Source organism: Aeromonas sp. sif2416 (genome assembly GCF_019218665.1).
Classification (GTDB): domain Bacteria; phylum Pseudomonadota; class Gammaproteobacteria; order Enterobacterales; family Aeromonadaceae; genus Aeromonas; species Aeromonas encheleia.
Map to the genome: position 1 here is coordinate 1 of NZ_JAHUXC010000009.1, position 17,671 is coordinate 17,671.

Here is a 17,671-nt window from a genome sequence, read left to right on the forward strand (position 1 = left end):
TCGAACCCTTGCTGGCGGGCAGAGGTGAGCTCGCGGTAGTAGTGCTGGTACATGTTCCAGGCCCAGCCCTCGTCGGCCATGCCCGGGGTACCGGTGCGGCGGTAGTGCTCGAAGCGGCCGAGCAGCGCATCCGGCGAGAAGGCCTGCAGTATGCTGTCGAGCGCTGCGCCTATGGCCTGCTGGTTCGCGACGTGATGGATGCGTACATTGCGCAGGCTCTCGGCCACCGCCGCCGGGGCGGTCAGGTGCACCGGGCTCTTCTGCTCGGCAAACATCACCGCCAGGGTCTCGTCATAGTCGAGCCCGAGCCGCAGCGGGTTGTCCTCGATGGGGCGCAGGTGCCGGTCCGCCAGCGCCACCTGATCGCTTTGCAGTTTCAGCAAGCCCTCCACCATGGCGCGCACCGTCTTGCCCATCTCTTCGAGCATGTCGTGGGCCTGCTGGGTATCTTGCAACTGCAACGGCTGACCCAGCCCGCGCATCAAGGGCGTCAGGGCGACGTGATCGACCCCCGCCAGCGGATGGGCGTAATCGGGACGGTTCTCGATGGTGGGCATATCCAGAAATTCTTGGTTCATGGTGTTCTCGACGGCAGAAAAGGGGGACAGGGACGGATGTTCCATATCCGCTTGCAGGTGGAAGTCACTCTGGCGACGGGGATCGACCAGCGGCGTCAGGGCAGAGCGCTCATGCTGCAGCGCCAGCAAGGGATCGACGGCCAGGGCGCGCGGATCGTCCTGGCTCGGCCGGTGCACCTCCCCGCTCAGCCACTCGTCCAGTTGCTCGGAGGGACGATTGCCCAGCACCTGCTGCAGGCTCTGCTCGGCCGAGATGGCCCCCAGGTAGGCGCGCAGCCGGAACGGACCGACGATCAGCTCGTCCCCCTGCTTCAGCTGCACCTTGCGGGCCCGCCCGATGGGCGAGGTCGCACCGTTGATATAGGTCTGACCGCTCAGATCGCACAGGCAGAAGCGACCGTCATGGAGCTCGATCCTGGCGTGGGCCGGCATAACCGCCCCCAACCTGTCGCGCAGCTGCCAGTCATCCTGTTCGGAGGCCCCGAGGGAGCCGCCCATCTCATCGAAGCGGTATTGCACCTGCTGGTTGCCATCGAGCTGCTCGCTGTTGAGCACCACCAGGGAAAGTTGCTGGTTAAAGTCGTCCACATTCACTCCTGCACTTATTCCTGCACACAAATGGTCACGAACGGGTCACTCGGCGGCTGGCTGAGAAAGGTACTCCAGCCCAGGCGCGCACTCTGCTCCTCCCCCAACCTCAGTCCTTTGGCCTGATCCTGGCCGAAGCCAAGTCGCAGATCCCAGGCCAATTGGTCACGCAGGATGAAGGAGACAAAGGTCACCAGGGCGTGGAAATGCTCTCCGTTCGGGAGAAACCCGAGAAACTGCCCAAAACTCAGATTGTTGATCTTCAATAAAAACTTGCCCGCACAGTCGTTCACCTTGTCGCCGATGACGAAGTCATCCCCTAGGGTGGCGCAGACACTGCCCAGGCGGTTTTGCTGATCCTGATGGATGGATACCCGGCGCCACTGCCAGGCGCTGACCGTCACATCCGCCAGATCGAAACAGTGCGCCACCAGGCCGGCCACCACCTCGGGGGAGCGGCTGGGGCTGGCCAGCATGCCGGCGTAGGAGAGCATCTTGGCGCGGTTGACCGGCAGGCTGCGGCAGACCGCCTCGTTACCCAGCCCCACCAGGGCGAACATCAGACGGGAGAAACCATCTTCGCCGTTGTCCTGAAAGCGCACGTGATAGCGATACTTGCGCCAGATCCGGTGCAACAGGGTCAGCAGGCGGTGATGGAAGAAGTCCAGAAACAGGCCGAGCTTCTGCTCGCCCTGGGCGTACTCCCAGGCCAGCGAGTCCAAGTAATAGCCGGGCATGGGAGACTGGCTGCCATGCAGGCCGAGGAAGGCCACCTCCAGCTCATGACGCCCCTTGCCATCGCGGCCTATCTGCAGCACGTCGCTGGTGGGGAAGCCGAGGGAGGCGGTCGCCTTGAAACGGATCCCTTCATCGCCCGGCAGATGATCGAGCCCCCGCTCCTGATCGGTGCCGTCCAGCCGGTTGAGCAACTCGACCAGCTGGAAGAAATTGAAGCGGGGGGCGTCCCTGGCGGACGTCACATCAGGGAGTGCTGACCGATCTGGACTGGCCACAGGTAACGCTCCTTGTTGTCGAGATTGACCACCTCAAGCAGGTGGAAGGCATTGACGCTGGCATACAGCGAGAAGAAGTGAGCCAGCACTGTGCTGAACAGGTAGAGCTCCCCCTCGCTGCCAAAGGCGGACTGGCGGATGGAGAGCACAGACTTGAGTCCGCGCACCGGCATGCCGCGCACCAGCCGGTCGACCGGGGTGGTCTCGATCTCCTCGATCCCCGCCAACCGCTTGCGCGAGGCCTGCTCGGCCTGCTTGTCGTGCAGCGCTGGGAAGTCATAGGTGCGCAATACCTGCACCAGGGCATCGCGACGCAGCAGGGAGACATAGTTGAGGGACAGGTTGGAGATGAGGGTCCAGTGCAGGCTGCCATCCAGTGCCGGGCGCAATGGCCGGGTCGGCCGGATCAGATTGCGGAAGGTGGCAAACGAGGGCGAACTGCCGGTCGGCACGCAGATGTTGCCGACCTTGAGGGCGGCGGCGCGGGAACGGTTGGTGCAGGTCAGGGTGACCGAGATGGATTCATCGAGATCGACGGTGGTGGTCTCGTCCCCCCGCACGAAGGAGAGCTGGTGCTCGAAGCCGTCGCCACTGACCGCCTCCCTGACCCGCACCCGGTAGTAGAGCGCCAGGCGGTGCTTGGCCCGCTCGATCTGGTGCTGGAAACTCTCGAACGGCTGATAGATGCGCGGCGTGCCGCGGGAGCGGCCCAGGTTGCCCTCGACCCAGCCCTCGACCTCGTCGACCGAGAAGATCTCGAAGCTGTCCGCGTGGCGGTAACTCGCCTTGAGGGGGTACTCGGCCTGGCGGCCGTTGAGGTTGACCGGCTCACTGTCGTGCTGGAACAGGTTGATGGCCGGCACGCAGTTGAGCATGAAGGAGTCGGGTCGGATCTTGAGCTCCGCCGGCAGGGGCCGGTCGAAACAGAAGTGGATCTTGAATTCGCTGACCGGCAGGGGTTGCTTCGGCCAGTCGCCGCCGGAAAGTTCGAAGAACAGGAAACTCTCCGGGAAGCAGAAATACTCCTGCAGGATCCGGTAGCCGGAATAGACGTTGTTCGGATAGGGCAGCAGCGCGTCGTCGCGCTCGAAGCCGATGGGCTTGAGTGCCTTGGCCTCCTGGCGAAAGCGTTTGCCGTCGACCTCCAGCTCGATATGAGAGAGCTGGTTGGAGAGCCAGAAATAGAGCTCATAGGCGGTATAGCTGTCGCCACCGAGGAAGAAACGCAGCTTGTCCAGCTGCAGTTCGCTCAATGGCAAGGGGGCATGCAGGGCGATATCCAGCGAAATGGTGGAGAGATCGTTGCCACTCTGAGAGGCGATATGACGGATATCGGCCGGGTAGATCCAGGCATCGTGGCTGGTCTGGAAGTGACAGGTCACCTCGTTGATGGGCAAGCTGTCGAGTTGACAACCCTGCTTGACCAGCGCCGGCTGGGTGATGGCGCCCGGAATGACCGAGAACTGCATGATGGTCATGCTGGGCACGGGGCGCAAATAGTTGGGCCAGAGCATATTGAGCAGACCGTGGGTCAGCTCGGGGAACTCATCCTCGATCTTGGCGCGCAGATTGCCGGTGAGAAACGCGAAGCCTTCCAGCAGGCGCTCCACGTCCGGATCGGTATTTTGCTCCGACAGGAAACGGGTGAGTTCGGGATAGGCATCGGCAAATTCGCGCCCTTGCAGGCGCAAAAATGCCAGTTCATCCCTGAAGTAATGTTCCAGCGACATTGATCAGACCATGCGGTAGTGACGGTGGCTGTCCATATGGACGTTGAACGAGGTAACCTGTTCGATGTGATCCAGTCTCACGTGTGCCGTCACCTGAAACGACATCTCGAGCGGGCTCGATTGATAGTCGGGTGAACGGACATCCACGTGAATGATCCGCGGCTCATAGCGACGGATGCATTGCCGGATCGCCTCACGGATCCGCCCCTTGATGTCGGCACTGCCCTGAGTGGCGTCATTGAGATCGATGACACCCAGCTCGGGGGCACTGCGACAATTACCGGGACGGGTGTTGAGGATCTGATCGAGCTGTCGTTTGACCGAATCGATCAGCTCCTCAACGTCCGATTGGGGGGAAGAGGCCAGCCCCTCCCCCCGGATCCTGTCAAACAGACTGGCCGCATGTCCTCTATCCCAGGAAGAGAGATACGGCATCGGGCATTATTCCTTGTCCAGACGACCCACCAGAGACAGCTCGAAGCTGGCGCCCATGTACTTGAAGTGCGGGCGCACGGCCATGGCGACCTGATACCAGCCCGGCTCGCCTTCCACGTCCAGCACCTTGATCTGGGCGGCACGCAGCGGGCGGCGGCTACGCACGTCTGCCGGCGGGTTTTCCTGATCGGCCACGTACTGCTTGATCCAGCCGTTCAGTTCACGCTCAAGATCCTGACGCTCCTTCCAGGAGCCGATCTGCTCGCGCTGCAACACCTTGATGTAGTGGGCCAGGCGATTGATGATGAACATGTAGGGCAGCTGGGTACCCAGTTTGTAGTTGGTTTCCGCTTCCTTGCCTTCCTTGGTGTTCGGGAACACCTTGGGCTTTTGCACCGAGTTGGCGGAGAAGAAAGCCGCATTGTCGCTGTCTTTGCGCATGGTCAGGGTGATGAAGCCCTCTTCCGACAGCTCATATTCACGACGATCGGTGATCAGCACCTCGGTCGGGATCTTCGCCTGCAGCTGGCCCATGGCCTCATAGACATGCACCGGCAGATCCTGGATTGCACCACCGCTCTGGGGACCGATGATGTTCGGGCACCAGCGGTACTTGGCGAAGCTGTCGGTCAGGGAGGTCCCCATCAGGTAGGCGGTGTTGCCCCAGAGGTAGTGATCGTGATCCGAGCTGATGTCTTCCTGATAGTTGAAGCCCTTGATAGGGTTCTCGGTCGGATCATAAGGCAGACGGGCCAGGAAACGCGGTGCGGTCAGCCCCAGATAGCGGGCATCTTCCGATTCACGCAGCGAACGCCACTTGGTGTAGGCCGGGCCTTCGAAGACCGACTTGAGATCCTTGATGGACGGCAGATCGGTGAAGCTGTCCACGCCAAAGAAGGCCGGGGCGACGGAGGAGATGAAGGGGGCGTGTGCCATGGCACCGACCGCGCTGACGTATTGCATCAACTTGATGTCGGGGGAGCTGTGGGTGAAGGCGTAGTCGCCGATCACGGTGCCGATGGGCTGACCACCAAACTGACCGTAGCCGGTCGAGTAGACATGCTTGTAGAGACCAGACTGGGTGATCTCGGGAGAGAACTCAAAATCTTCCAGCAGCTCTTCCTTGGTCGCATGCAGCACCTGGATCTTGATGTTTTCACGAAAATCGGTGCGATCCACCAGCAGCTTGAGCGAGCGCCAGGAAGACTCCAGCTCCTGCACCTCTTTGGCATGCAGGATGACGTCCATCTGCTTGCTCAGCTTCTTGTCGAGCTCGACAATCATGCTGTCCACCAGCGCCTTATTGACCGGATCTGAAGTGGTGCCGCTGTCCAGAATGTTGGCGATCAGGGCGGCGACGCCCTGTTTGGCGACACTGTAACCCTCATCGACCGGGGTGATGCGCGCCTGTGCCATGATTTCGTCCAGTAAGGACGAAGGGGCCGCGCTTGCCCCCGCTTTAACCTGTTCTTCGACCAGAGACATATTTTTTCCTTATCAATCAGTCAATTAATCTGCGATCACTCGGCAGGCTTAATCAGATCCAGCTCCTTGAGCAGTTGCTCGCGAGCCTCGTCACTGGACAGCAGATCCTGCAAACGATTGCGGAAGGACGGGATATTTCCCAGGGGTCCTTTCAGGGCAACCAGGGCCTCACGCAGTTCCAGCAGCTTGCGCAGCTCGGGAACCTGCTGGGCTACGCTGTCAGGGGTGAAGTCTTCCAGAGACTGGATCTTGATCGACACGGGCAACTCGTCCTGGCTGTTTTCTTCCAGACGATTGGGAACGGAAAACTTCAGCTCCAGTGCAGATTCTTTCATGACAGAAGAAAAATTATTCTTGTCGATGGACACGGTCTGACGCTCCTCGATGGGGGTCTCCTCCGTACGTCCCTTCATGTTGCCAACTACCATCATGGTCAACGGCAGCTCTATTTCCGCCTGCTGACCGCCGGTTGCTGGCACATATTTGATATTAATACGCTCTTTGGGCGCAACAGTGGCGCCGTCAATTCCTTTTCCCATACTATTTGAACCATCTATGTGAAACCTTAAAGTTAAAATAGAGGAGGAACCATGTATGTGAACTTAACCAGAGAGCATATAAATACACTTTTAATGTATTTTCACAGTCTATTTTTTTGGCAAATATAAGCATCTAGAGTGGTGATGGGATGAACGATAAAGGGCATGTAATATGCATTTCCAATATTTAAATAGATGACGCTAACGACAATCAACAAACGCGCATATAAAATACATCTTTGTATTTCGTTTTGAACATCACAGTTCAAGATGCAATGAATATGATGCCAAGCCATTAGCGTTTTTTATGTGAGGTCGGCCCAATGCGCGCTCAGCTTCGTGCCGCAATGTACGATACTGTTCAGCCAGAGGGTTGTGTGCTTCGGCATGCAAATTGCCGAATTTGGCAAGCCAGCGCCGGGGGCGGCCTGGGTGCCAATTTTCGATGGCTTCATGTAGTAGCCTAGCGTGATCTAGGCGAGCAAGTTGGGCATCGTTCATCGTAGACATGTCACACCTGTTAGTTTCTTTAGTGTTGAATTCGTTAACTATAAAATTGGCAAGGACGTACTTTCAGTACGCGGCGATTCAATGAGCGATGAGCAAAAAATAATGAGCCCCTGAAAGGGCTCGATCGCAACCATTATAAAGCGACAGAAAAAAACTGACTTGCAACTGCTGATTATAAAAAAACAGCGTCCATAAATGGGCGCTGAAACAGAGATAAAGAGATAAAAAACACAGGTCTTACACAAGCTACAGCGTTGGAACCACGAAAGATTGCAATCTGTGTGCAGATATTAGTTCAGCGACACTGAATGTGGGCTGACATCGTGCAAGATGTAATAAAAATCGCGGTCACGTTTCACGGTTCGGATTTGAGTCATTGTGCCGTGCTGAGCTGTGTTGATGCTCGCCGCCCTTCTGCCATCCACTGCGCAGCGGTGTCGATGACCTCGATAGTTAGATGCGTCAGCCCGTGCGGCGCCATCAGTCGCTGGCAGGCGCGGGCCAGCTCCAGGCTGTCGCGCCAGTAGCCCTGGCTCACCTGCATGAAGCGCTTGGCCACCACCCGCTCGACTTGCCCAAACAGTGGTTGCAGCACATAGGCTTGGCCTTCATCAATGCGCCGCATCCGTGTCAGGTGCAAGGTCTTGGCACCAATGCGTGAGGCCAGCTGGGCCAGGTACACCCCGGTCTGTGGCGTGCGAAACTGCCGGTTCATCAAATCCGTCCCCATCAGCAGCAACGCCATGCCTGCCTCGTCTGCCAAAAAGCGCAAGCCTTCAAGCTGGGGCCATTTCAGGTGGTTGGCTTCATCCACTATCACCAGGCGGTTGCGCACATGCGCGCGCAGCCGGGCTATCTGGGTGGCCGCGGTGCCACTCGTGGGGTCCAGTCCCAGTGCGACACACAAGTCCATCATCAGGGATTTGGTCGACATGCCCTGATAGGCGCACACCCGCACCGCGTTCAACTGTTTGACCAAGTAGTGGGCGATGGTGCTTTTACCGGTGCCCGGCTTGCCATCGATTTTGCCGACCCGGTTGTTTGGCTCGCTCAATAAAGTGTGTGCCAGCACCAGGGCCTGTTGCACCGCCACGGTTTCGATAACGGCGTTCATTGGTCACCCCCGGGCTGACACACTGAGGTGTCATCGATATCGGCATCGATATCAGCCTCATCGTCATACCTGGTTCCCTTCGATACAACCTGCTCTGGCAGCCAGGCATTGGGGGGCGTCTGCCATTGGGAGGGGATGGGCGATGCGCTGAGGGATGGACTCAGCGACGAGCGGTGCACCGTTTGCTGGGCCTGGGTATGCTGTTGGACATTGACCGCCTGCAGCATGCTCTTCATGCTGGCATTGAGCGTAACGCGCGGCCCGCGTGGGACCTCCGGGGCAGAGTCTGCCAATTCGGTCCGCCGCTGCATCGCCTGCTCCAAATCCAGCCGCACGGTGTTGGCGCGCAGGTCTCGCACATGCCGTGTCAGCAGCTTGGCACGCGCGGACTGCGCCCTTGCCCCTTCCGCGCCGAAGAAGGCAAACGTGTGAGCCTCTTGCGCAATGCCAATGAGCTGGTGCTGTTCATCAAACACAAATAACCTGTCCGTATCCCACTTGGTAAAGCGTACCGGTAAGCGCTCCCCGGTGTGTGGGATAAGCGCGTCGGCAAAGTAGGTCTTGCCGTTCACGCTGACATAGCCACCGGCTTGCACCTGCCGGGTCTCTTCACTGGCAAACGCCACTTGCAGCACCTGCGGGTCAACCTGGGGGGCGCCCGCCCAGCCTGCGGTGATAGCCGCACTCAGTGCCTGATGGGGGCTCTGCCCACACAAATGCCGACTGCGCGGTTGGGCACGGGCATGGTAATAGGCCAGCGCTTGGTCAAAGGCGTGATGAAACGCCGCCCAGTCACCGGGAAAGGCATGGGGTGCCCGCCCCACATTGTGGGTCTTCTGGCGCATCCGGTTGCCCCCAATCCACCCCGGCAGCATCGACAGCACCTGCTGCTCGAGCACCGCAAAAATTCCCTCAATGGGTTTGGCCTGGGCGTTATAGGGCCGGGCCCGCACCACCGGCGAAAGCCGCGTGTCCAGCGTAGTCCCCGTCAAACGTCCCAACTGGGCAAAGCCGTCCAACATCTCCTGCCCGCCGTACTCGGCACCATTGTCCAGATACAGCTGGCGCGGCAAGCCCCAGGCGCTGCACATGGCGGCAAAGGCCTGGGCCACGTGCACCTGTTTTACCCCTTCACCCTTCTCAAGCTGTATCAAGGTCACATGTACCCGCTGGGTCGCCACATCCAGCCAGGCTATCGCCCTGGGCATCACCACACTGCCGTCCGCCCGGGTCAGCCGGATATCAACGGGGTGCACATCCCCGACAATGATGTCCATCGGCAGCAGCCCTTCCCGGTGACGACGAATGCGCGGCACTCGGGTATCAAAGAACAACCGGGCATCCTTATCGTGCATGGCCAACAACGCATAACGGCGAAACTGCTCGACATAGTGGCGGGTCAGCTGGCAATCGGCCAAGGCGACATCAGACCAACCCGCTGCCACCGACAAATCAAACAACACCGCACTGCCAAGCTCCGCCACCGTGCGATACCCCGGCGCTCCCGCCGCCCAGAGTGAGCGCACCTGCTCAGCTAACTGCTCCGCCACCGACACCTGAACATCAATAGACAACGGGCAGGCGCGGTCCCATACCCGCGTGACACGCACCCGATGCCGACCGACATCGCAACGGGGACGGCGCATCAGGGCGGTGACGCCCTGCTGCTCGTAACGAGAAAGCCAAGAATAGAGACTGTCGAGACTGACCCCACGTCGGCGGCCATCACAGGTTTGATGGGCATCGGCGGCCAGGCGGCGCAATTGCTCACCGCGGGCACAAGAGTGTTTGGGGTACGCGAGGGCGGGTTGGAGTAACTGCCATTTCCACAGGGCCTGGTCACGGTGCTGGGTGACGCGGCGGTCTAGCAACAGCGAACCGTCATGCAGCGACCGCTGATGTGAAAATGCCGTGGAAGTATGGGGATGACCACTGGTGTGGTTTTTGTGCTGGAGCTCGAGGCTACTGGCTAAACCAGAAAAGACAGCCATATCAGGTAAGGAGGGGGTAGAGCACGTGGAAAGCTGCGGTGTTAGCGTTGATGACGCCGGAATAAATGCAGCGGATAGGTGGGGCATGGATAAATCCTACTAAGTGGTTTTAACTCCCGCACACCCTAACGCCAATTAGGGTGGACGAACCGTACAGGGTTGGCGTACCGGTAGTAGTCACCGGCGCATCCGAAGATGCCCCCGCACGGCCCGCCCATAACAGTCATGCCATGCTGCAGATACAAAAAAGCCGCTCATGAGCGGCGGTTGTACCCGCCTACTATTTCCGGAACGCCAATTCCAGGTTGCTGATTTTGCAGCGACGACGATATATAACGCGAACAATGGCAGCGATGCAAGCGTAGATTTTTCCTGTTGGCAGTCGGGCTCCTACATGGCAGCAGTGGGGTCGATGCAGGTGAAAGGCCGTACCTCATTCTCACCTTGGTGTTTGCCGACAACAATTTCATCCCCCGTCAGGGGCCATCAATAGACAGGCATACGTTGTAATCCATGCCCAGAAATCAAGAAACACCAAAAGAACAGGGGGCTCAGCGCCCCCTGTTGATTCGATATGATTCGGTTTGATCCGACTAGATTCGCTAAAAACTGGGTTAGACCCACTTAAACCCGGCTAAACCCGGCTAAACCCGGCTAAACCCACTTAATATTCTCGCTGTAAGGTAAATAATTTCAGCCAAACTTTGAGGGAATAAAAAGATCCCATCTAACGGGCCCGCTGGCCCGTTTTTTTATGCACCAGCGTCACCACCCTCCTCGTGGGAGGATTGACGCCTTTCAGCCTATTTCTCGGGGATTAGCTCCGTTCGCCTGAGCGGGCTGGCGTGCCAGGACAGGCCGCGAACATGATCCAGCCCCCTGTACAGGGAGTCGCGCTCCCCTGAGTTGGCGGCGATAATGGCGAACCGCCCTCATCTCCCCAAGTCAGGCTCAATGAACAAATTTCAGGTTTTCTCCACCCCGGCGGCGCCCGCCGCCTTCACCTTGATCGACATGGCGTCGGCCAGCTTTCTGGCAGACAAGGCCGTCTTGCTGGCACAGGGATTCGAGGTCATCGGCGAACCCATACTGGCCCCTGATGCCCGCGCGGCGGCCGAATCCCATCGGCTCAACATGGCCGATCCCAGCCGCCCCTATGGCGGCTTCACAGCCACCGGGGCTTTTGTTTATACGCTGCTCCATGCCCCCCGGCTGTTTGGCAAGGGCAAACCGACAAGGCGCCGACTGAAGCGAGTCTGAACAAAGGCCCCTTTTGGCGCCGCACATGGGGCCTGCCCAGCGGGAGTGCCCCCATGGATAATGGCGCGGCACAGTCCATCGCCAGAGGCCCTATGAGCAAATACCAGTTCTTCCGCCTGGGACAAGATCCCGCCAGCGTCACCTTCCTGCTGATGTCATCCCCCTCCTTCTTGCCCGCCAAGGCGCAACTGCTTGAGCAGGGCTTCGAGGTGGTGGGGGATTACATCGAGGCAGATAACGATCGCGAGGCCCTCGACACCTTTCGCAGCGGCATGATCGAACCCTTGACGCAATACACCAAGGCCACCGAGGAGGGAGGGCTTTATTACTTCATCACCGGCCTGTGTGAGGAGCTGAGCAAGCGCATCAAGGGCGGTAAATCCCCCCGCCGATCGGCTCGGGGATGACAGGTCCCTTATCCTATATTGCCTCCCCCCAGCAGAGCGCCTGCTGACCGCGCTACAATGGCCCGCCGCGGGCTTTGCACCGACGATAAAAAAACGGGCCCCTGGGCCCGTTTTTGATGGCAAACCAGCCTCACTCCAGCTGCTGGCGCAGCACGTATTTTTGCACCTTGCCGGTGGAGGTCTTGGGCAGCGGGGTGAAGATGATGCGCTTGGGGGCCTTGAAGTGGGCCATCTGCTCGCGGCAGAACGCGATCAGCTCCGCCTGGCTCAACTCCCTGCCTTCCTTGAGCTTGACGAAGGCGCAGGGCACCTCCCCCCACTTCTCATCGGGCATGGCGATCACCGCCGCCTCGTCCACGTCGGGATGGCGATAGAGCACATCCTCCACCTCCAGGCTGGAGATGTTCTCCCCGCCCGAGATGATGATGTCCTTGGATCTGTCCTTGATCTCCACGTAGCCGTCCGGGTGCCAGACCGCCAGATCGCCGCTGCGGAACCAGCCTTCCGCCATCGCCTCCTCGCTGGCCGCGGGATTCTTGAGATAGCCCTTCATCACCACATTGCCGCGCAGGAAGATCTCCCCCAGGGTCTTGCCATCCTGGGGCACCGGCTCGCCGCTGACGGGATTGGCGACCCGCATCTCCCCCTGCAGCGGTGAGGCCACCCCCTGGCGCGCCTTGAGCCGCGACAGGACGGTGGCATCCTGCCCCTGCCAGTTGCGCTGGGGCTCGCACACCACACAGGGGCCATAGGTCTCGGTCAAGCCATAGGTGTGAGTCACCGCTATCCCCATCGCCTCCATGCCGGCGATCACCGTGGCCGGTGGCGCCGCGCCGGCCGTCATCACCTTGATGGGGTGATCCAGCCCCTGCTTGAGCGCCTCGTCGGCGTTATTGAGCATGTTGAGCACTATGGGGGCCGCACAGAAGTGGCTCACCTTGTGGGTATGAAGGGCCTCATAGATGGCGCCTGCCTGCACATGGCGCAGGCAGACACTCACCCCGGCGGTGGCCGCCATCGTCCAGGGGAAGCACCAGCCGTTGCAGTGGAACATCGGCAGGGTCCACAGATAGACGGGATGCTTGGGCATCTCCCAGGAGAGCACGTTGTTGATGGCATTGAGGTGGGCACCGCGATGGTGGTAGACCACCCCCTTGGGGTTGCCGGTGGTGCCCGAGGTGTAATTGAGGGAAATCGCCTGCCACTCGTCCCTCGGCAGCCAGCCGGGCTCCTCACCATCGCCCGTGGCGATGAAGGCCTCATAGTCGAGCGCGCTGACCAGCGCCCCCTGCTGATAGAGGGGATCGTCGATGGCGATGAGCAGCGGCGCGGCGTCGAGCAGGGCCAGCGCCTTGCCGACCACGGCGCCAAACTCCCTGTCCACCAGCAGCACCTTGCTCTGGGCATGCCGGAAGATGAAGGCCATGGACTCGGCATCGAGCCGGGTGTTGATGGTGTTGAGCACGGCGCCACTCATGGGCACCCCGAAGTGGGCCTCGAACATTTCCGGAATATTGGGCGCTATGATGGAGACCGTGTCCCCCTCGCCTATCCCGTGCCGGCGCAGGGCGGAGGCGAGCCGGCGACAACGGCGCTCGGTCTCGGCCCAGGTGCGACTGAGGGGGCCGTGGATCAGCGCCGGATAGTCGGGATAAACCCGGGCGGCCCGCGTCAGAAAACTCAAGGGGGTCAGGGCCTCGAAATTGGCGGCGCTCTGGTCGAGGCCAATCTCATAGATGTTCTGCTCTGTCATCGGGTTCCTTCCTCACATGTGGCACAAAGCGTTGACATGCCGTGGCCGCACCGCGGCCGGGAAACCCCGCCTGGCATCATGCGGTGGCGGGTTTCTGATGGGAATGGCAGCGTATCAGGGGCCACCGGCGGCAGGTATTAGCAAAACGTCTTAGTCAGCCTCGGACAAATGGCACAGACAGGCATCACCACCAGATGAATTTATTTTCATGATATCGAGGGCGATGCCGCCTCATATATTTACGGTCAGAATAAACCCCCAAACAATATGCATTGACCGGGCTGCCCATGCGCTCCCTATGACATATTTACCACATGGGCATTTGTTGTTATTTATATCCATCAAAAACCAGGAAATAGTTATGACTTATTTAAATGGGGAAGGCAGAACTTAATGGTCACAGACGACCATGCCCAAGGAAATATATTCTGTGAGCCACCCCATAAAGCAGGCGCCCTTCTGTATTCATGCTCACCTCAGAGCGTTATGGTTGCTCGGTGAAACAATCTACCGGATGTTCAATATCAGGCCAGATTTCTCGCCAGAGAGTGCGCTATCGACAGTAGAGATGCGCACAGCTTGCTATGACGATGGAACCCTATCGACCCGATATTCCGCCGAGCCCAAACCTGCTTTATCAAGGAGCATTTTATGTGTGCCGAGCCGAATACGCACTCACGCAGACAATTTCCCACCGCCTTTACCATTCTGTTTCTGATCATGTTGCTGGCCATCGCCCTCACCTGGATAATTCCGGCGGGCGCCTACTCAAAACTCTCTTATAGCCCGACCAGCGCCACCTTGATGGTGAATAGCCCACAAGGCGAAATAAGCCGGGTACCCGCCACTCAGGCCGAACTGGAAAAACTCAACATCAATATCGGGGTGGAGCAATTCACCAGCGGCACCATACGCCAACCCATTGCCATTCCTGGCACCTATGAGCGGCTGGCCCAATCACCCAAGGGGCTCGCCGACGTGGCGGTCAACATGGTCAAGGGCACCATAGAGGGGGCGGACATCATCGTCTTCATCCTGGTGCTCGGCGGGCTGATCGGCGTCATCAACAAGACCGGCGCCTTCAATGCCGGGCTGGTGGCGCTGTCGCGCAAGACCCGGGGCAACGAGTTCATGTTCGTGGCCCTGGTCTGCTTCGTGATGGCGCTGGGGGGCACCACCTGCGGGCTGGAGGAAGAGGCGGTCGCCTTCTATCCCATATTGGTGCCCATCTTTCTGGCGCTGGGCTATGACTCCATCGTCTGCGTCGGCGCCATCTTCCTCGCCGCCTCCATGGGCACCACCTTCTCCACCATCAACCCCTTCTCGGTGGTGATCGCCTCCAATGCGGCCGGCATCCCCTTCACCGAGGGGCTGGGCTTTCGCGCCGTCGGCTGCCTGGTGGGCACCCTGGTGGTCATCGCCTACCTCCATTGGTACTGCAAGAAGATTAAGGCCAACCCGACCTTCTCCTATACCTATGAGGATCGCGACAGCTTCCGTGCCCGCTTCCTGAAAGGGGGCGCTCTGGAAGAAGGGGTGCCTTTCACCCTGCGCCGCAAGATCATCCTGACCCTGTTCATTCTCGCCTTCCCGCTGATGGTGTGGGGCGTCTCCATGGCCGGCTGGTGGTTCCCGCAGATGGCTGCCTCCTTCCTCACCATTGCCATCATCATCATCTTCATCTCGGGCCTGAAGGAGAAAGAGGCGGTGGAGGCCTTCACCCAGGGCGCCTCCGAACTGGTGGCGGTGTCGCTCATTATCGGCCTGGCGCGCGGGGTCAACCTGGTGCTGGATCAGGGGATGATCTCGGACACCATACTGGCTTACGCCTCCGAGCTGGTTTCCGGCATGCACGGCGCCGTGTTCGCCGTCTCCGAGATGCTGGTGTTCACCCTGCTGGGACTGGTGGTGCCCTCCTCCTCCGGGCTGGCGGTGCTCTCCATGCCCATCATGGCGCCGCTCGCCGATACCGTGATGATCCCACGTTATATAGTGGTGTCGGCCTACAACTGGGGGCAATACGCCATGCTGTTCCTGGCGCCCACCGGGCTGGTGCTGGTCACCCTGCAGATGCTCGGCATCCAGTTCAACCAGTGGGTCAGGTTCGTGCTGCCCATGGTGGGTTTCGTGCTGGGCTTTGGCGCCCTGATGCTGGTGGTGCAGGTCATGATGATCTGAGCCTGCTCCCGCCCTACAGCAATGCCCCCGCCTGCGGGGGCTTTCATATTTATCGTCTTACCCATACGTTTCAAGCAGTTGCCCAGCCATGCTCCGTCCCTGTCGCCAAAGTCAGACACCTGGTCGGCGCCGGGCTTTTTGGTGAAGTCAGGGATTGTCGTGCCTGCATGGCCATCGGCTTGTGCCGCCACGGCGTTCTGCCAAGATGACCGCAAGCGTGATGAGCATCAGAGGATGCATTTCAGGAGAACTCAAAATGAACAAATCCATGTTGGCAGGTGTCGGGATCGGTATCGCCTCAGCGCTGGCATTGTCGGCGGCGGCCAGCGGATCCCTGTTTTCATCCCAGCCCCAGTTTGCCGAGGTGCTGGCCAGCAAGCCGGTGACCGAGACCATCAAGACCCCCAGACAGGAGTGTCGCAACGTCACCGTCACCCACCGCAAGCCGGTGCAGGATGAGCACAAGATCCTGGGCACCGTGGTCGGCGCGGCCCTCGGTGGCGTGCTCGGCAACCAGTTTGGCGGTGGCAGCGGCAAGAAGGTGGCCACCGCCGCCGGTGCCGTGGCCGGTGGCTACGCCGGTAACCAGGTGCAAGGCAACATGCAGGCCGGGGACATCTATACCACCCAGGAGCAACGCTGCAAGACGGTGCAGGATAGCAGCACCCGCACCCTGGGCTATGACGTCACCTACCGCCTCGCCGGTCAGGAGGGCATCATCCGCATGAACAAGGCGCCGGGCGCCACCATCCCGGTCAAGGATGGCAAGCTGGTGATCGACGACGCGCAAGGCTGATAGCGCCACTGCCCCCGATAGCAACAGGCCCGCCCCTCCGGCGGGCCTTTCTAATTTATGGCCGGCACTCATTGGTGGCCGACGACCCTCGCCCGCCCAGTGATCCCTCACCTCCCCCTTGTCGCCGATTGCAGACACAGCGTCGGCGAGTCGGCGGTTGCTGTCGTCAGCCGCTGTCGCAACGGACGGGCCCTTCCCTTGAGCCGCGACGGCAAAGCGCCAACAATAGCCGCAATTGACCAATCGAACAGTAGAGAGAGTGAGATGAACAAATCCATGTTGGCAGGTATCGGCGTCGGCATCGCCTCCGCATTGGCGCTGTCGGCCGTCGCCAGCGGATCCATGTTTTCCTCCGAGCCCCAGTTTGCCGAGGTGCTGTCCAGCAAGCCGGTGACCGAGACCATCAAGACCCCGAGACAGGAGTGCCATAACGTCACCGTCACCCACCAGCAACCGGTGCAGGATGAGCACAGGGTCGCCGGCAAACTGGTCGGGGCGGCGATCGGCGGCGCCATCGGCAACCAGTTTGGCGGTGGCAACGGCAAGAAGGTGGCGACCGTCGCCGGCGCCGTGGCCGGTGGCTATGCCGGCGGCCAGGCACAGGCCAACCGGCAGGCCAATGACACCTACACCACCCAGGAGCAGCGCTGCAAGACGGTGCAGGACAGCAGCACCCGCACCCTGGGTTATGACGTCACCTACCGCCTCGCCGGTCAGGAAGGCATCATCCGCATGAACAAGGCACCGGGCACCACCATCCCGGTCAAGGATGGCAAGCTGGTGATCGACGGCACCCAAGCCTGATAGCGCCCCGACCCCGATAGCCACAGGCCCGCCCCTCAGGCGGGCCTTTTTCATGGTCTCTCAGGCAACACGCATTCGGTAAAACCCGATCCGTTTATCCTGCTGTCGATAAGCCCAACACCCATGCTGTTGGATGCCGGCCGGGTGATTGACCTCGCCCCCTTCCACATCGGGGCGAAGCAACCAGGCAAGAGCTATGGGGTAGGTATCAGGCAACATAAAAGGCCCCTCGATTAACTGCGTTATCGCAGCGTACCGAGGGGCCTTATGGGCTAGGGTTTATGGTGAATTACAGGGGAAAGCTCCAGTGTGCTGGCCTGTTTATAGAAGCCATTGTGCCCGGCACTTGATATATATCATGGTCAACATTCCACCTTGATGATAAAAGAGTCATCAGCAGCCAAGGCTCTTGGCTCTGATATCTGCAATGCCTCTCGAACGCCCGATCACGCTCTGCTCACCAGCCCTTCGGATACACCAACAGCACATC

14 protein-coding genes are annotated in these 17,671 nt (G+C 59.9%); 5 read left to right on the forward strand and 9 right to left on the reverse strand.

Annotation, left to right across the window (positions count from 1 at the left end):
• The 8 genes from tagH to KW821_RS15815 all read right to left on the reverse strand — a co-directional run.
• Positions 1-1,166 (reverse strand): type VI secretion system-associated FHA domain protein TagH (gene tagH / locus KW821_RS15780; protein WP_218292111.1); only part of this gene is annotated, 1,166 nt, incomplete at its 3' end.
• Between the two features lie 14 nt (positions 1,167-1,180).
• Complete coding sequence (gene tssG / locus KW821_RS15785) at positions 1,181-2,179, reverse strand: type VI secretion system baseplate subunit TssG (protein ID WP_218292112.1); 999 nt, start codon at positions 2,177-2,179, stop codon at positions 1,181-1,183.
• Positions 2,143-3,909 (reverse strand): type VI secretion system baseplate subunit TssF, encoded by a 1,767-nt coding sequence (tssF, locus tag KW821_RS15790; RefSeq protein ID WP_218292113.1) that lies wholly within the window; start codon positions 3,907-3,909, stop codon positions 2,143-2,145. The genes tssG and tssF overlap by 37 nt, the downstream gene beginning before the upstream one ends.
• A 3-nt stretch (positions 3,910-3,912) precedes the next feature.
• Positions 3,913-4,344 (reverse strand): type VI secretion system baseplate subunit TssE, encoded by a 432-nt coding sequence (gene tssE, locus KW821_RS15795; RefSeq protein ID WP_218292114.1) that lies wholly within the window; start codon positions 4,342-4,344, stop codon positions 3,913-3,915.
• A gap of 6 nt (positions 4,345-4,350) precedes the next feature.
• On the reverse strand, positions 4,351-5,829 hold the full coding sequence (gene tssC, locus KW821_RS15800) for a type VI secretion system contractile sheath large subunit (RefSeq protein ID WP_218292115.1): 1,479 nt from the start codon (positions 5,827-5,829) through the stop codon (positions 4,351-4,353).
• Positions 5,830-5,864: 35 nt separating this feature from the next.
• Positions 5,865-6,368, reverse strand: a complete 504-nt coding sequence (gene tssB, locus KW821_RS15805; protein ID WP_025326628.1) for a type VI secretion system contractile sheath small subunit — start codon at positions 6,366-6,368, stop codon at positions 5,865-5,867.
• 883 nt (positions 6,369-7,251) lie between these two features.
• Positions 7,252-7,992 (reverse strand): ATP-binding protein, encoded by a 741-nt coding sequence (locus tag KW821_RS15810; protein WP_218292116.1) that lies wholly within the window; start codon positions 7,990-7,992, stop codon positions 7,252-7,254.
• A complete protein-coding gene (locus KW821_RS15815) occupies positions 7,989-10,070 on the reverse strand; it encodes a Mu transposase C-terminal domain-containing protein (RefSeq protein WP_218292117.1) in 2,082 nt (693 codons plus the stop codon). Before KW821_RS15815 ends, KW821_RS15810 begins: the two co-directional genes overlap by 4 nt.
• An 867-nt stretch (positions 10,071-10,937) precedes the next feature.
• Here KW821_RS15815 and KW821_RS15820 point away from each other — a divergent pair.
• Complete coding sequence (locus KW821_RS15820) at positions 10,938-11,243, forward strand: hypothetical protein (RefSeq protein ID WP_218292118.1); 306 nt, start codon at positions 10,938-10,940, stop codon at positions 11,241-11,243.
• A 92-nt stretch (positions 11,244-11,335) separates the two neighbouring features.
• Entirely contained in the window at positions 11,336-11,650 is a 315-nt protein-coding gene (locus KW821_RS15825; protein WP_218292119.1) for a hypothetical protein, read from the forward strand.
• 130 nt (positions 11,651-11,780) lie between these two features.
• Here KW821_RS15825 and KW821_RS15830 read toward each other — a convergent pair whose 3' ends face one another.
• Positions 11,781-13,403, reverse strand: coding sequence for an acyl-CoA synthetase (locus KW821_RS15830; protein ID WP_218292120.1), 1,623 nt, complete (start codon positions 13,401-13,403; stop codon positions 11,781-11,783).
• A gap of 651 nt (positions 13,404-14,054) precedes the next feature.
• On the opposite strand from KW821_RS15830, the gene KW821_RS15835 reads away from it, so the two are divergent.
• The 3 genes from KW821_RS15835 (at position 14,055) to KW821_RS15845 (ending at position 17,181) form a co-directional block, all read left to right on the forward strand.
• Positions 14,055-15,581 carry a YfcC family protein gene (locus KW821_RS15835; RefSeq protein WP_218292121.1) on the forward strand — a complete coding sequence of 509 codons (1,527 nt, stop codon included), beginning with the start codon at positions 14,055-14,057 and terminating at the stop codon, positions 15,579-15,581.
• A 256-nt stretch (positions 15,582-15,837) separates the two neighbouring features.
• The gene (locus tag KW821_RS15840) at positions 15,838-16,377 is read left to right on the forward strand and encodes a glycine zipper 2TM domain-containing protein (protein ID WP_218292122.1); all 540 of its coding nucleotides are present in this window, start codon (positions 15,838-15,840) and stop codon (positions 16,375-16,377) included.
• A 276-nt stretch (positions 16,378-16,653) separates the two neighbouring features.
• Complete coding sequence (locus KW821_RS15845; RefSeq protein WP_218292207.1) at positions 16,654-17,181, forward strand: glycine zipper 2TM domain-containing protein; 528 nt, start codon at positions 16,654-16,656, stop codon at positions 17,179-17,181.
• Positions 17,182-17,671: the final 490 nt, after the last annotated feature.

Coding starts and splice junctions, on each gene's coding strand:
- tssF (WP_218292113.1), bottom strand. CDS start 3,909: ATGTCGCTGGAACATTACTTCAGGGATGAACTGGCATTTTTGCGCCTG.
- tssE (WP_218292114.1), bottom strand. CDS start 4,344: ATGCCGTATCTCTCTTCCTGGGATAGAGGACATGCGGCCAGTCTGTTT.
- tssC (WP_218292115.1), bottom strand. CDS start 5,829: ATGTCTCTGGTCGAAGAACAGGTTAAAGCGGGGGCAAGCGCGGCCCCT.
- tssB (WP_025326628.1), bottom strand. CDS start 6,368: ATGGGAAAAGGAATTGACGGCGCCACTGTTGCGCCCAAAGAGCGTATT.
- KW821_RS15810 (WP_218292116.1), bottom strand. CDS start 7,992: ATGAACGCCGTTATCGAAACCGTGGCGGTGCAACAGGCCCTGGTGCTG.
- KW821_RS15815 (WP_218292117.1), bottom strand. CDS start 10,070: ATGCCCCACCTATCCGCTGCATTTATTCCGGCGTCATCAACGCTAACA.
- KW821_RS15820 (WP_218292118.1), top strand. CDS start 10,938: ATGAACAAATTTCAGGTTTTCTCCACCCCGGCGGCGCCCGCCGCCTTC.
- KW821_RS15825 (WP_218292119.1), top strand. CDS start 11,336: ATGAGCAAATACCAGTTCTTCCGCCTGGGACAAGATCCCGCCAGCGTC.
- KW821_RS15830 (WP_218292120.1), bottom strand. CDS start 13,403: ATGACAGAGCAGAACATCTATGAGATTGGCCTCGACCAGAGCGCCGCC.
- KW821_RS15835 (WP_218292121.1), top strand. CDS start 14,055: ATGTGTGCCGAGCCGAATACGCACTCACGCAGACAATTTCCCACCGCC.
- KW821_RS15840 (WP_218292122.1), top strand. CDS start 15,838: ATGAACAAATCCATGTTGGCAGGTGTCGGGATCGGTATCGCCTCAGCG.
- KW821_RS15845 (WP_218292207.1), top strand. CDS start 16,654: ATGTTGGCAGGTATCGGCGTCGGCATCGCCTCCGCATTGGCGCTGTCG.